Genomic DNA, 14,344 nt, shown 5'->3' on the forward strand with positions numbered 1-14,344 from the left:
CTCGTCAAATGGTATGAAGCGGCGCCCAACGTGGGAAGCGGACCAAGCAGCATTCATGCTAGAGCGGGACTCGCGACCTCCAAGCTGGCGCTTGACATTCTGGAGGAGCTCTCTATCGACGCCTATCTGGCATCTGGCCGCGGAGAGGTTACGGATACCATAATCGAGGTAACCCATACGATCATTTTTCTGGCTGGTCAGGCTGGCAGCTTGAGCAGCGGCAGATCGCGGGCTTATATTGCGCACGCCATTAACAACAGCCTGACCCGGCAGCATGAGACGCACATCCGGCTGCATGGCGAGAAGGTAGCGTTCGGTCTGGTGGTCCAGCTGCATCTGGAAGGCTACAGTCAGGCCAAGATCGATAATGTCGCCCGCCTGCTGCATGCTCTAAGGCAGCCGCTGACCTTGCGCGAGCTTGGATTTAAGGACAGTTCCCGGGACACAGCGGCGCTGATAGCAAACGGCGTTTCCCTTAACGAAGAAGCGGCGGCCGCGCTTCCCTTCAAGGTCAATGCGGAGCTTCTGGAGCAGGCTATCCTGAATACTGACCTAACCGGGCAACGCATCGCAGAGCAGGAGCAGAACGCTTCAAGGCAGGTTCAGGCCGTATGACCTGGCCGCGCTTTGATTTTGACAAGCCGGTCGACAGGAATAATACCTTGTCGGCCAAGTGGAACTATGTCAAGGAATCCGTAGGCGTGGAGGATGCTCTGCCCATGTGGGTGGCCGATATGGATTTTGAGACTGTTCCCGAGGTTAAGACAGCGATTCTGGCTAGAGCGCAGCATGGCATATACGGGTACACGGCACGTTCTAATGGCTACTATGATGCGATAATCGATTGGAATCTGAAGAGGCACGGATGGAAGGTGGATAAGAATTGGATTACCCATAGCCCGGGCGTGGTCAATGCTTTGTTCACTGCGGTACGCGCCTTCACCAAGCCGGGAGACGGCATTCTCATTCAGCCTCCGGTTTACCCCCCTTTCTATCGGGCGATCAGCATGAATGATTGCAAGACCATCCTTAATCCGCTGAAGCTGGAAGGGGGCCGCTACGTTCCCGATCTCGCCGACTTTGCAGACAAGGTCGGGAGCGGCAGGGTCAAGCTGTTTATTCTATGTAATCCGCATAACCCTGTGGGAAGGGTGTTCACGGAAGAAGAGCTTCATGCTATGGGCGAGCTGTGCTTGAAGCATGGCGTTATCGTCATATCCGACGAAATTCATTCCGATCTTCTGTTCAAGCCGCACCGTCATATTCCGTTTGCATCCATCTCGGAGGCATTTGCACAGAATACGGTCGTATGCACGGCTCCGAGTAAAACGTTCAATTTGGCGGGTCTCTCCACATCCAATATCATCATTCCAAATGATGAACTGAGACGCCGTTATGATGCAGCCAATGGGCAAGTGGCGCAAAAGAGCCATAACATATTCGGCGCAGTTGCCAGTGAAGCGGCATACAGGCATGGGGAGGAGTGGCTTGATCAGCTGATGTCCTACATAGATGGAAACCGGCGGTATGCGGTGGAATTTATTGAAGCCAGACTGCCGCAGCTGAAGGTGTACAATCCGGAAGGCACCTATTTCCTCTGGCTGGACTGCCGTTCGCTCGGTCTCGGTAATCAGGAACTGGAAAAATTTTTGCTGCATGAAGCAAAGCTCTGGTTCAATCAGGGATATACTTTTGGCAAAGAAGGAGAAGGATTCGTCCGGATCAATATCGGCTGCCAGCGTTCGACTGTGGAAGAAGCCCTGAAGAGGCTTGAGCATGCAGTTCACTCGCCAGTACAGCAGGGATAGTGCGATTAAACCTCTTGCTTTGCTCAAGGGAATCACAAAATCGGACACTTCCAACATCTCTGCAGATGGGGAGTGCCCGATTATTTTTTAAACTACTTCATTAATATCCTCCACCGTACCCATACCCTGGATAGTAAGGATAAGGATAAGGATAGTAATATGGATAAGGTGTGAAAAATGGAAACGCAAAGAAGAAAAATGGGAACTGGCGCCGGCGAAACCGGCGAAATCTTCTTTGACCATAGCCTAATGCTCTGTAAGTATTGTCATTTTCCCGTTCTCCGGCATCAATCTCTTCAGGAACCAGCATTGTGATGCCATCGTCGTCCATACCATCGATAATTCCATCAAACTGCGACCCGTCCCTCGTCTGTGCAATAACATGGTAATTCATGTACCTTTGACCTAGTGTTTTTACATCGCCTCCCATTCCTCCCATTGGGTAAGCCGCCTTGCCTTGATTAGGATATGTTGGATTTGGATTGATCATTTGCTTTCCCTCCTTTACAACGTCATGATATTCGCCTATTCCGGAAAATGTTACTCTCAGAGAAAAAACGAAAAAGCCCCTTGGTAAGGAGGCCTTTTACGTTCATCATGTTCGAGCATAGGCTGCCGTATATAATTTCATTGATCATTGTATTCCTTCGTAAATGGCATTACGGAGATCTATAGTATACTGGCCGGACATCCCTTCGAGAGTGGTATTCGTAAATGCTGCAACGCTCAGCTTCCGGATAGGATCAACGAACCAGTAGTGGCCATACACCCCACCCCAGCGCCACGTTCCCGGAGATTGCGGCGACGCGGCAGCGGCAGGATCTGTCAGCACGGAGAATCCGAGGCCGAATCCCCAGCCCGGCGAGTCAGGGAGCGTCAAACCGGATGTCTGGCTGCGTCCCATCTCCTCAATGAATGCTGGCGTTAACAGCGGCTTGCCGCCGGTTCGCAGCGTTTCCAGAAGATGCAGGATGTCGCCAGCAGTGCCGATCATTCCCGCGCCGCCCGATGGAAATGCCGAGGGTTCGAAAGCACGGGCAGGATCGAGTAGAGTGCCAGCTACTCCTTCAACTTTGCCGACAATATCAGGCTCGCGCATACGGCGCGGCTCAGGTGTATCATCCGCATAATTGGCAGCGAGTCGATTCGGATCAACGACATGGAACGCCGTGTCCGTTAAGCCGATCGGTTCCGTCACCAGTGCTCTGACCGCTTCGGGGAGCGGCGAACCGTGTACGCTTGCGACAATCGCACCGAGCACATCCGCAGCGAGCGAATAGTTCCAGGCGGTACCGGGCGTGAAGAGTAACGGTACAGAAGCCAGCCGCCGTAGATTTTCTTCAAGTGAAAGGTTGGTACGATCCATTCCGTCGGAGACGCCAGCCTGGTGGTAAGGGCCGTCCTCCGGTTCCAGGAAGCCGTAGCTAAGACCGGCCGTATGGCTCATCAGCTGGCGTAGCGTGATTATAGCCGGAGAGCCATCTGGCAACGTAGGTTTGAAGTAGGGAAGCCAAGTGTCAATTGGCTTATCAAGGTCAAGTCTTCCCTTGGAGACGAGCACCATTGCGGCGACCGAGACGACAAGCTTAGTTACCGAAGCAAGACGGAACAATGCATCCTCAAGCATAGGCAGGCTTCTCTCGCGGTCTGCCAATCCGGCGGCACGGCTATAACTAAGTTTACCGTCTAAAGCTATTTTCACTACCGTCCCAACCAATCGTTTTTCGGAAAGTGTACGGTCAATGACTTCATCAACCCGTGCTTGCAGACCTGTCGCACCCATTTGATTTACTTCACAGTTACTCAAAGATTATCCTCCTTCCAAATGTCAGAGATAAAGAATATTATGGACCAGCATCCAGATCAAAGCAATATGCAAAATCGGGTATGTACCATGTAATCGTGATCACCAAAAGTTTCAGAGATTATTTGTGTTCCCGGAACCAAACAATCTTAATAGAGATGCATACAAATGCAAAAGCAGCAAACAGCAAACCGTTCCGAATGATTTCGTTTATACCCAAACTGGAAATAAACCAGCCTCCCACGGCCGTTCCCAACGTAACTCCCAAATTTGAAAAAGAGACATATATGCTGTTTGCAAATTCGGGCGCCTCTTGTGCTTCGGATGTCAGCCAGATTTGACTGAAGATCAGTCCGCTGGTGTGAACTGCTCCCCAGAGAAGAATAGCGGCAATGACGAGAATAAGGGAACTTGATATAAAATAAAGCAGCAGGTAGCAGAAGCCTACGCTACGGGATAAAACAACACCGTTTTTTCCATTTGAAAAGCGAGCAGCTTTCCCGTATACTAGTTGCCCAGAACACCGCTAATTCCAAAAACTACAAGCATCAGGCTGATAAATGCCCCGTTCATATCGAATCTTTGCGTCAAATACTCGGAGAAATAACTGTATACAGAAAACATGGAGGAGAAGATAAAGCAGTTTGCAGCCATATTCAGCAATAGCGAGGGTTTTCGTAATATGCCGAGTTGGTTGCCGAAAGAAAGATGGCTAAGCTTTGCAGATGGAGAGGGAACCATGATGCCAATCCCAATACAAGCGATCCCGTTTACAATCGCGGAGAATAAAAAAGAAGTGCTTAGTGACAATTGACTTGCGATATAAGAGTTAAGCGGAATTCCCAGAACCATGCCTACGCTGACTCCTAGAAATACTTTTGCACTTGCTTTAGCTGCTTCTTCCTTTTGAGATAATGCCCCGGCGATAGCAAAAGCAATCGAAAAATAAACCGGGTGGAAGAAAGCGGGGAGTACACGGAACAACAAAAGAATCTCAAAGCTGGGCGCAAAAGAGGAAATAAAATTAGAAACCGCAAATAATGCCATGATCCCCATCAACACTCTTTTTTGATTCAGTCTGGATAGGAGTAATGTCATCCAAGGACCAAAAATAGCAATAATGAACGCAAATGAACTGACAAGCATTCCGGTAGATACAGCAGATACATGGTACTTATCCATGACCATTGGTAAAGCTCCGACGATTCCAAGCTCCGTATAAATGATGCCGAATATCCCAACTGTAATAAAAAATAACGAATAGTTGCGTTTCATATCATCCGCATTTAATCCTTATATATGCATATCTATAAATATAGATATAGAATCAATAAGCAGACAGCCCAAAATTCTAGTAGGGCTGCCTATAAATGCTTTTTAATATATTCGGTAAATTTATCGATGTTTTCTTCATTCCTGCGGTAGTAAGTCCACTGACCAAAACGTCTAGATTCCAACAGCCCTGCATTTTTCATTAGCGTTAAATAGCTGGAGATCACGGATTGCGCAAGTCCTGTCTTCTCTTGAATGCTTCCTACACATATCCCTCCTTTGAAGTCAGCATCGGGTGGCAAGTAGATTTGAGGACCAAAATGTACATCCGGACTCTTCAGCCAATCTAAAATTTGCACGCGGGTCTCGTTGGAAAGCACCTTAAAAATCAATTTAGTATCCATGTTGCTTATTATATCTACTTATCTAGATGTTTCAAGATGTATGAGCGAAATAATCACTCTTACGAATTCTCCAAGCTGATGTCCCATCTCGGCAAATACTTAAGCTGTCAATTGTTGACTGCCGCCCTCGCTACATAAATTCCCCTCTGCCATCAAACAATGAAACCAATACCTATGTTGGCAAGGGAGATGAAGTCATGAACAAGAATCGTTTACGCCATCCGTATTCGGCCTATGCGAAAGTCGCCGCCCTGCTGGTTATGGTGATAGGCCTTGTTATTGGCGGAGGTCACGGAAATGCGGCGCTTCATGCCGGGCAGACCCCGTCCGGGCAGTTAAGAACGAATACGCAGGAGCCCTCCGCGCGGGCAGACTCCGCCGTCCATCCGCGTATAGCCATTATCATTGATGACTTCGGAAACGGGATGCGGGGCACGGACGAAATGTTCGCTTTGCCGATCAAGCTTACCGTCGCGGTGATGCCGTTTCTGTCCACCTCGGAGGCGGATGCCCGGCGGGCTCATGAACGGGGGTTTGATGTTCTGGTTCATTTGCCGATGGAGCCCCGTAAAGGCAAGCCGGAGTGGCTTGGTCCAGGAGCCGTACTTTCCAGTTTAAGCGATCAGGAAATCCGTAAGCGAGTCGAGGCGGCGGTGGACCATGTGCCTTTCGCGGTTGGAATCAATAATCATATGGGCTCCAAAGTGACGGGAGATGAGCGGGTCATGCGTGCCGTACTGTCCGTTTGCAAGGAAAGAGGGCTATTCTTTGTGGACAGCCATACCAATTACCGCTCGGTAGTCGGCCAGGTGGCCGAGCAGATGGGCCTGCCGAGGGTGGAGAATCATATCTTTCTGGACGACACCCATACAGCCAGTCACGTAACCCGTCAACTACAGCGGGCGGGAAAGTGGGCGCTGGACCATAAATATTGCGTAACAATCGGTCATGTCGGAATTAAAGGCAAAGAGACCGCCGCAGGAATCCGCAGCGGCATTGATAATTTAAAGAATCGTGTGCAATTCGTCGGAATTTCCGATCTGGTCAAGGACGAGTGGAAATGGAATTCCCGGCTTATATTTCCATAAGATAGGCGGCAATGCCGCTTGATATTGCTTCAGCGATTTTCTCCTGCCCTTTCGAAGTCGTCAGCATGGCCCGGTCGATCGGACTGCTTATAAATCCAGCCTCCACAATAACCGTGGGGGCGGTAATTGTATTCAGCAGATAGAACGGCTTCCCGGGATGGGCATCTAATTCGACTCCATAAAGTGCATTCAGCTGATCCTGAACCGATTGGGCCAGCATGAAACTGCGGCCTTCCCGACGGTACAGCACGATCGGTCCGTGCTTGGACGGAGAGCGCGCCCAATTGATATGAACACTGACGACGACAGCGGCGGGAAGTGTCTCGGCAAGCTCCTTGCGCTGGGCTAGATCGCGCATATGGCGGGAGCGGCTGCGAAGCCACTTATTCTCATCGCTGGGCGCATAATCACCGATCCGGTTCAGGACGGCGTCAAAGCCGTCCGCTCTCAGCAGCAGGAACAGCTTGCGGGAAATGGCGAGTGTTAGATCCTTTTCCAGGATGTCTGCGTGCGAGGTGCCGCCGTCAACGCCCCCGTGACCGGCGTCAATCAGTATGATGCGGTGACCGTGGCCAATCAGTGTTTGACGTTGTTCAGGCCGCCCGCCCGGTGAGGCGAAAGATGGATAGGCATTACCCGTTAGCAGCGTTCCCGTCATCAGCAGGATAAATAGCCTCCTTGCCGGAGCTCTCCATTGGTTAGTCAGAATCAAGAGTTAAACCTCCCTGTGTAATCTTGAATCCGGAAGCAGTCAATCTGCTTCAGAGTCTGTTCTTTTTTGGTTAGATTGTGCTTTAAAAGGCAGAATTATGCGGCTGAGACCCGTTTAGGGCGAGGATAAACCGTGCAAACTAACCATTAAGGAACGATTACAGAGGAGGTGAGTGCAGTGGCCTCGGACGGTGAAGATCTGGTCAAATACATTACTGAAAAAGTGGTCGTCTATATGGAAAGTCCTCGCGACAGCCGCAGCCGGCACCGGGCCGGCAGACAGCCGTGGAGCCAGAGATGGTTCGGAATGCTGCCGCTCGGCTTGTCAATATGGCGAAGCAGCCGGAAGGTTAGGGACAAAGGGTAGAGGGAATGACATGTGAAACGGCGCTTTCAAACAACAGCCCCATTATCCGGCAAAAGCGGAGTATGGGGTTGCATTGCTTTCTTTTATGCAATTGGTCTGCCAAATCTAGCGTGACGCTCCATCGTCACCGGAGACATAGACCTGGAATTTGCCGCTTGCCTGAAGGGCGCCCAGCGGAACAAAACGCCGACCGCCAATGCCTGAAGCGGCGTAAGGAACCGTCTCGCCGCCGGATGCTGCCGATCTTGTCCACAGCTGATAACCCGTAATCATAAGCGGGGCGCCCAGAATGTCGTTCTCTCCGGTATTTGACCGGAAGACAAGACCTGGCTGCTGCTCGAGCAGCTGCACGAATTCGCCTGCTGCCAGCGGAGCAAGCTTTGGAGACGTCAGCCACAGCAGATTATCGTACGGATTTCCGGGGTGCCCAGTTTGGAACATCGGCCCGGGTGTAATTTCGGATAATGAGCCGGATGCCGTCAAACCGTATCCCCCGGCTGCTTGAGCGCGTCCGGCGACCGCTTCAGCCTTGCTGTCGTTCCAAGGAAGGATCTCCGGAACGATGGCGTTCACATACAATGTTTGCCCGCTCACCGTAACTTTCCAGTAGGGCAGAAGCGGCGCATATAGCGGAACCGGTTCAATGATTTCAAATATAGAATCGATAAGTCCCTTCTGCGCCAAGAACAGGCGCAGCTCGGTGACGGAGTAGGGAAGTCCTTCGGTATCCGCCCCATATTCGCTTAATGTGTATCCGCCGTTATCCGAGGCGGTAATAATCATATATCCGATCCGCTTATCGCCGCTGATGAGGTTGACAAGCCAACCGTGGGTACCGGGTCCCAGGGGATGAATCGATCGTTTCGCCGTTTTCCATTCCTTAAAGGGGGCTTCATCCGCAAGCTTGTCGATCGCTTCACGAACAAAAGCCTTCAGGGAGTCCGGGACGGTGAGATCCTGCCGTTTGGGCAGCGGCGAAAGGGCTGAATCGGACGGTCCGGCAGCTTCCGCAGCCGCAGTCTCCGTCAATCTCAAGGATTTGGCGGCAGGAGCATCCGCAGAGGGAGGGCCGAAGGGAAATCCGGAAACGGCCGCTGTCAAGATCAATGTAAGAATCAAGAGAAAGCAGACACGCATTGCGGGTTGGACTTGCTTTCTTCTGCTGCTCGGGTTCATTTGCGTTTGTTCACCTGTCCTTCTATGGGCTGCCGGAGCTGCCGAATATTGTCCAAATCTACTATCATTCATTGTAGTGGACAAGCGCTGAAAAGGTTGTTGCAAGCTGTCGGGCTCATTCAAGGCGGATTCTACTTTTTTTGGCCGCTTTTAGCGAGCCGGGTCGCTTTCTACTGCTTGCGGAGATGAAACAGGCCGTAGACGACCGGCGATACGGAAATATTCGGTTCATACTGCCAAATGGTTTCTTTTCGGCGGCTGGCATGCTGTTCTTCGGCAGCAATCCGCTTTTCTTCGCCTTGTTCCTTCAGAAGCTCGCTATAATAAGCGTCTATTATTTCAAGCTCCCCCTGCAAACGGCGCCGCGCTGCCTCGGCCCAACTGTAATCCTGACCGGAAAGCTTGGAAAGGATATGGCGTTCGAGCAGGCCGGCTCCCGAAGACAAGGAGATTTCATAAGGCTGGATATGGACATTCTCCGGCAGGCGCGGAGTCAGTTCAAGCGGGTCCAGAATAGAGTTGAAGTTCTCCTTGATTTCTCCGGTAAGCAGCGATATGCCGATGAAATGCAGCTCTTCCCGTTTCAAATCGCAGCTGAGCTCCACCTTGAAGCAGACGGCGAGCCATGGCTCGTAGGCGGCGGAGAAAAGAGTCATCCGCTGGTGATTTCCCGTAGCTTCAAACAGATACAGACATTTCCCCTCGGTCTGCGCAGCGGACCAAATCTGGCGCAGCCGCCTGCTGCCGAACGTGATATCCTCACGCCGGATCAGCCCGGGGCCTAGACGCGGCAGCACCGGTGTTACCCCGAAATAACGGCCAAGGAGGCCATCGTTCGGCCCGTTGTTCGCAGCCGTGTTCTTGCCGCCGCCGATTGGTGCGCCAGCGGCGCCTCCGGCGTCCGCACCCGGATTGCTCCCGGCGCCCGGTCCGGGATTCCCCCCGGGCGTGCCGTCGCCTGGGCCTGCCGCCGCTCCGCTTCCCCAAGGCGTCTGACTAGCAAGCCCCCTGCTTCCCGGCCCGGTGCCGCTCCTTGGCGCGGGAACACTCGCCGCCGCATCATACTTCTCCGGGTCAAAGACGAAGGTAAAGGACAGCGTCTGCGGCTCCGCGCCGGTGCGCTCGACGAACCCCCAGTAGTAAGGCCGGTCGGTTAGCATTTGATCGGCGCGGGGGGACAGCTTGACGGTGACGTGCACCGGCGATTTTTCAATGATCTGGCATTCCGTCGCTTCCAGATAGTCCATTACATGCTTCTGCACCTGTTGGGCGGTCATGGTCATGGCGCGGCCTCGCTTTCACTAAGGATTCCATCCTTCAGCTCGGCCAGCGTCTGGCCGAGCTGCCCTACTTTGCTGCGGATTTCTTCGTCGCTTTCGGCCTCCAGCATAATTTTGTAGAGGCTTTTTTCCAAAGACTCCTTTTTCTCGAACCGTTCCAGAATCGTGTCCAGCCCGCCGATCACCGTCTCGAACAGATTGATCTTTTCGTGCAGAAGATGCAGGATATGCTCCTCAATCGTTCCAGTGGTGGAGAGGTTGTGGATAATAACGTCGTTCTGCTGGCCCAGCCGGTGCACCCGGCCGATCCGCTGCTCGACCCGCATTGGGTTCCAGGGAAGATCGAAGTTGATCATATGGTGGCAGAACTGCAGATTGATGCCTTCGCCCCCGGCTTCGGTGGCAATCATCACCTGGGCGCGTCCGCGGAACAGGTCCATCATCCAGTCTTTTTTGCCTCGGTTCATGCCGCCGGAATAAGGGACGGAAAGGATGCCGTGATTGCGGAAATACTGAAGCAGGTACTCCTGGGTCGCTCGGTATTCGGTGAATACGATTACTTTTTCGTTCATTTCTTTAATGAGGGAAATGGTTTTCTCCGCCTTCGTGTTCGCTTTTACCGTCCGAATCTGCTGGAGGAGCTCGATCATCCGTTCCCGGCGGGGCGAGTCCTCAGGGAGCTTTTTCGTCAGATTAACCAGCGTCACGAAGACCGCGTCACGGCTGCTGCATACCTCCCGCTGCAAGGTGACAAGCGACAGCATGCTGCTTAAGTTCCCGCCCGATTCCTGGTACTGATCTTTGACAAAAGAAGTCACCCCGTCATATAATGTTTGTTCTTCGGGTGAAAGGGTGAGGGGTACATTGCTGACCTTCCGCTTCGTAAAAGTGACCGGTCCTTCGCCTCTCCGGTTGCGGATCATCACCTTGGACAGCTCGTTCCGGAGCTGGTTTTCGTTCTTGGCCACGCGCTTGTCGACGACAAAATTCGCCGCAAAATCGCCCTGATTCCCGAGCTGGCCCGGCTTCAGCAGCGTAATGAGATTGAACAGCTCGCCGAGGTCGTTCTGCACCGGGGTAGCGGTGAGCAGCAGGCAGTATTTTTTGCGGAGCTCCTGAACGAATTGGTAGTTGGTCGTCTTCTTATTCTTCAGCTTATGGGCTTCGTCGATAATGAGCATGTCGTATTCTCTGGAGATTAGGAGCTCCTTGTGAGGATCGCGCTTGGCCGTATCCATGGATGCGACGACGATGTCGTTGTCCCAGGAGTACGCTTTCTTTTGCGCCACGGCCGAAATGCCGAACTTCGTATTCAGCTCCCGCACCCACTGGAGCACGAGCGAAGCGGGGACGAGAATCAGCACTTTAGAGACAAGCCCGCGCACCAGATATTCCTTCAGCACCAGGCCCGCTTCAATCGTCTTGCCAAGGCCGACCTCGTCCGCCAGAATCGCCCGTCCCGACATTTCAAACAGCACCTTATGGGCCGTATCGAGCTGATGGGGCAGAGGAGACAGCGAAGCCAGATGCTTCATGCACTGCAGCTCCTCGAAGCTTTCCACCAGGCCGGAAATCTCGCCTTCCATCGCCAGCCGGGACAGCCTCCAGTCGCCCCAGGGGCCGCCTTTATCCAATCGGGATTCGAGGTCTTTCAGCCATTCACGGTCGAAGGAGATAGGCACGGGAAGAACGATATCCTGACCTTGTTCTTGCTTCAGGTTATTGCGGGGTACGTGAGTCATGAGCGCTGTCTCCTCCTTGCGGGCCTATTGTTTACGTTTACGTTTACATAGTTAAATGTATAAGTAGTATGCGCGTAAAAGAGAGAATTCATAACTGCTATTTTTGGAGCCAGTCTCTAAAAACAGGAGAAACAAAGAGGAAATGCGGGCTGTTGCTGTGTTATTTCGCATGGGCCGCAATATTTCGACAAAGACTCTTTCTACAATATATGGTATAGTTTAAAGGCTAAATCACACAATATATTGTGACAATTGCGGTGAAAGCCATTTTAATCGGAGAAATGACCCGCCTAACACAGAGATCGGAATACTAATCATACTTTCGGGAGGTTGTTTATATTGAGTACAGTGGAGCGCAAGCAGCGGCTGGAGGGGCTCAGCGAGAAAATCTTTTTGGACCGCTATGCCTGGAAGGACGCTGACACAAACAATGCCAAGGTGGGAGACGTGGTTCTTGTCCTGACCAAAGACGATCCGAAATTTCCTACCAAGGAAGTCGGGGAAATCGTAGAGCGCAGCGGCCGGACCGTGACGGTCAAGACCCGCAGCGGCGAGCTGGTGCAGTCCGAGGTAGAGAAGCTGACGCTCAATATTGAAAAAACACCGGAAGAAATGTGGGACCGTCTGGCCGGAGCCATGGCTTCCGTAGAGAAGACGCCGGAGCTGCAGCGCGAATGGACGGATAAATTCCGCAGCATTCTGGATGACTGGAAGCTTGTTCCCGGTGGACGGATCGCAGCCGGAGCGGGGGCGAGCGACGAGCTGACGCTGTTCAACTGCTATGTCATTCCTTCGCCAAAAGACAGCCGGGGCGGCATTATGGAAACCTTGTCCGAAATGACGGAGATTATGGCCCGCGGCGGCGGGGTCGGCATCAATCTGTCATCGCTGCGTCCGCGCCGCGCCGTCGTCAAGGGTGTTAACGGTTCTTCCAGCGGGGCGGTATCCTGGGGCGGACTGTTCAGCTACACGACAGGATTAATCGAGCAGGGCGGAAGCCGCCGCGGCGCGCTGATGCTGATGATCAACGACTGGCATCCAGACGTGGTTGATTTCATTACCGTCAAGCAGACGATGGGCCAGGTGACAAACGCCAACCTGTCGGTATGCGTCAGCAACGGCTTTATGAAGGCGGTCAAAGAGGATCTCGACTGGGATCTCGTATTCCCGGATACGACGGAGCCCGATTACAATGAAGTCTGGGACGGCGACCTCGATAAATGGAAAGCGGCGGGCCGCAAGGTCAACCATTACCGTACCGTCAAAGCGCGGGATATCTGGCATACCATCATTGAATCCGCGTGGAAATCGGCGGAGCCGGGCGTTGTCTTCATGGAATATTACAACCAGATGTCCAACAGCTGGTATTTCAACCCGATCATTTGTACGAATCCGTGCGGCGAGCAGGGGCTGCCGGGCTGGGGCGTCTGCAACCTGTCCGCGATCAACCTCTCCAAGTTCTACGACGAAGAGAAGCATGATGTCGCTTGGGACGATCTGGCGACCACAACCCGATATTCCGTGCGCTTCCTGGACAATGTCATCGACAAGACGCCGTATCATTTCCCGGAGAACGAAGCCAATCAGAAAAAAGAGCGCCGCGTAGGTCTCGGAACAATGGGTCTGGCCGAACTGATGATCAAGCTGAACGTCCGGTACGGCAGCCCGGAATCGCTGGAGTTCCTGGACAAGCTGTACGGCTTCATGGCCCGCGAAGCTTATCTGGCCTCAGCCGGAATCGCGGCAGAGAAAGGTTCTTTCCAGGCGTTCGATGCCGAGAAATACCTGCTGAGCGGTTTTATGAAAAATATGACCGATGTGTATCCTGAGGTAGGCGAAGCCATCTCGAAACAGGGGATGCGCAACGTTACAGTCATTACTCAAGCGCCGACAGGCAGCACGGGCACGATGGTTGGCACATCAACCGGCATCGAGCCGTACTTTGCCTTCAAATATTTCCGTCAAAGCCGCCTCGGCTTCGACGAGCAGTTCGTGCCGATTGCCCAGGAGTATCTGGAGGCTCATCCGGGCGAAGAGCTGCCGGACTACTTCGTAACCTCCATGGACCTGTCCGCCAAGGATCATATCCGCGTACAGGCAGCGATTCAGCGCTGGGTGGACAGCTCCATTTCCAAGACGGCGAACTGCCCGAACGATTTTACGGTCGAAGAGACGAAAGAACTGTACGAATTGGCCTTCGACCTCGGCTGCAAAGGCGTGACGATCTACCGCGACGGCAGCCGCGATACGCAGGTACTGCAGACGGAGAAGAAGGAAGACAAGAAGGACGCCCCGCTGAAAGAGACGGCGGCTCCGATTGCCGAAGCGGCAGAGGCCACAGAGGTTAGTGCTGCACAGGTTTCTACTGCGCCAGCGGCTCCGGTCAGCAGCGCATCCGCTGATTCCGGTTCGGCATCAAGCGGCAATGTTGTTGACAAACAGTACAAGAAACGCCCGCAGGTTCTGCGCGGCGCGACATATAAGATCAACACGCCGTTCGGCATGGCGTATATTACCATTAATGATTTGGACGGCACCCCGGCCGAAATCTTCCTTAACGTCGGCAAGGCCGGTTCCGACGTGTTCGCAATGGCAGAAGCGCTCGGCCGCGTCTGCTCGCTGTTCCTCCGCTACGGAGACCACGGCGAGAAGGTTGAGCTGCTGATCAAGCATCTCAAAGGCATCGGCGGGG

Annotated in this window: 12 protein-coding genes and 1 pseudogene; 5 read left to right on the forward strand and 8 right to left on the reverse strand. The window is 53.0% G+C overall.

The genetic code is table 11. The features are described from left to right. Both L691_RS32570 and L691_RS0107270 read left to right on the forward strand, forming a co-directional pair. Positions 1-615, forward strand: a pseudogene (locus L691_RS32570) (hypothetical protein); the annotation flags it as partial. Then, the gene (locus L691_RS0107270; RefSeq protein WP_025689694.1) at positions 612-1,808 is read left to right on the forward strand and encodes a MalY/PatB family protein; all 1,197 of its coding nucleotides are present in this window, start codon (positions 612-614) and stop codon (positions 1,806-1,808) included. The pseudogene L691_RS32570 and the gene L691_RS0107270, both read left to right, overlap by 4 nt. Positions 1,809-1,908: 100 nt before the next feature. Here the strand turns inward: L691_RS0107270 and L691_RS32575 are convergent, their stop codons facing one another. The 4 genes from L691_RS32575 to L691_RS0107290 form a co-directional block, all read right to left on the reverse strand. Further along, complete coding sequence (locus L691_RS32575; protein ID WP_025689695.1) at positions 1,909-2,298, reverse strand: hypothetical protein; 390 nt, start codon at positions 2,296-2,298, stop codon at positions 1,909-1,911. A gap of 144 nt (positions 2,299-2,442) precedes the next feature. Continuing rightward, positions 2,443-3,615, reverse strand: coding sequence for a serine hydrolase domain-containing protein (locus L691_RS0107280; protein WP_332249062.1), 1,173 nt, complete (start codon positions 3,613-3,615; stop codon positions 2,443-2,445). A gap of 504 nt (positions 3,616-4,119) precedes the next feature. Continuing rightward, on the reverse strand, positions 4,120-4,887 hold the full coding sequence (locus L691_RS28165; protein ID WP_332249063.1) for an MFS transporter: 768 nt from the start codon (positions 4,885-4,887) through the stop codon (positions 4,120-4,122). Positions 4,888-4,976: 89 nt separating this feature from the next. Further along, positions 4,977-5,288, reverse strand: coding sequence for an ArsR/SmtB family transcription factor (locus tag L691_RS0107290; RefSeq protein WP_025689698.1), 312 nt, complete (start codon positions 5,286-5,288; stop codon positions 4,977-4,979). Between the two features lie 197 nt (positions 5,289-5,485). Between L691_RS0107290 and L691_RS28170 the strand changes: the two genes are divergently transcribed. Further along, positions 5,486-6,376, forward strand: coding sequence for a divergent polysaccharide deacetylase family protein (locus tag L691_RS28170; RefSeq protein WP_025689700.1), 891 nt, complete (start codon positions 5,486-5,488; stop codon positions 6,374-6,376). Here the strand turns inward: L691_RS28170 and L691_RS28175 are convergent. Continuing rightward, entirely contained in the window at positions 6,363-7,088 is a 726-nt protein-coding gene (locus tag L691_RS28175) for an N-acetylmuramoyl-L-alanine amidase family protein (protein WP_025689701.1), read from the reverse strand. The two genes, L691_RS28170 and L691_RS28175, sit on opposite strands and share 14 nt — an antisense overlap. A gap of 177 nt (positions 7,089-7,265) precedes the next feature. Here L691_RS28175 and L691_RS0107305 point away from each other — a divergent pair, with 177 nt between their 5' ends. Continuing rightward, positions 7,266-7,454: a YqzE family protein gene (locus L691_RS0107305; protein WP_025689702.1), complete on the forward strand. Its 189-nt coding sequence runs from the start codon at positions 7,266-7,268 to the stop codon at positions 7,452-7,454. Positions 7,455-7,559: 105 nt separating this feature from the next. Here the strand turns inward: L691_RS0107305 and L691_RS0107310 are convergent, their stop codons facing one another. From L691_RS0107310 to L691_RS0107320, 3 genes are all read right to left on the reverse strand, one after another. After that, on the reverse strand, positions 7,560-8,630 hold the full coding sequence (locus tag L691_RS0107310; RefSeq protein WP_025689703.1) for a hypothetical protein: 1,071 nt from the start codon (positions 8,628-8,630) through the stop codon (positions 7,560-7,562). 170 nt (positions 8,631-8,800) lie between these two features. Then, positions 8,801-9,913, reverse strand: a complete 1,113-nt coding sequence (locus L691_RS0107315) for a YqhG family protein (protein ID WP_025689705.1) — start codon at positions 9,911-9,913, stop codon at positions 8,801-8,803. Further along, on the reverse strand, positions 9,910-11,652 hold the full coding sequence (locus L691_RS0107320) for a DEAD/DEAH box helicase (protein ID WP_025689706.1): 1,743 nt from the start codon (positions 11,650-11,652) through the stop codon (positions 9,910-9,912). Before L691_RS0107320 ends, L691_RS0107315 begins: the two co-directional genes overlap by 4 nt. Before the next feature lie 339 nt (positions 11,653-11,991). On the opposite strand from L691_RS0107320, the gene L691_RS0107325 reads away from it, so the two are divergent. Then, the coding region (locus L691_RS0107325; protein WP_025689707.1) for an adenosylcobalamin-dependent ribonucleoside-diphosphate reductase at positions 11,992-14,344 on the forward strand (2,353 nt) is incomplete at its 3' end.

The organism is Paenibacillus zanthoxyli JH29 (assembly GCF_000520715.1).
Lineage (GTDB): Bacteria > Bacillota > Bacilli > Paenibacillales > Paenibacillaceae > Paenibacillus_AQ > Paenibacillus_AQ zanthoxyli.

What these genes read in the sequence shown, in the direction of transcription:
- L691_RS0107270 (WP_025689694.1), top strand. Translation starts at nt 612, where the DNA reads ATGACCTGGCCGCGCTTTGATTTTGACAAGCCGGTCGACAGGAATAAT.
- L691_RS32575 (WP_025689695.1), bottom strand. Translation starts at nt 2,298, where the DNA reads ATGATCAATCCAAATCCAACATATCCTAATCAAGGCAAGGCGGCTTAC.
- L691_RS28165 (WP_332249063.1), bottom strand. Translation starts at nt 4,887, where the DNA reads ATGAAACGCAACTATTCGTTATTTTTTATTACAGTTGGGATATTCGGC.
- L691_RS0107290 (WP_025689698.1), bottom strand. Translation starts at nt 5,288, where the DNA reads ATGGATACTAAATTGATTTTTAAGGTGCTTTCCAACGAGACCCGCGTG.
- L691_RS28170 (WP_025689700.1), top strand. Translation starts at nt 5,486, where the DNA reads ATGAACAAGAATCGTTTACGCCATCCGTATTCGGCCTATGCGAAAGTC.
- L691_RS0107310 (WP_025689703.1), bottom strand. Translation starts at nt 8,630, where the DNA reads ATGAACCCGAGCAGCAGAAGAAAGCAAGTCCAACCCGCAATGCGTGTC.
- L691_RS0107315 (WP_025689705.1), bottom strand. Translation starts at nt 9,913, where the DNA reads ATGACCATGACCGCCCAACAGGTGCAGAAGCATGTAATGGACTATCTG.
- L691_RS0107320 (WP_025689706.1), bottom strand. Translation starts at nt 11,652, where the DNA reads ATGACTCACGTACCCCGCAATAACCTGAAGCAAGAACAAGGTCAGGAT.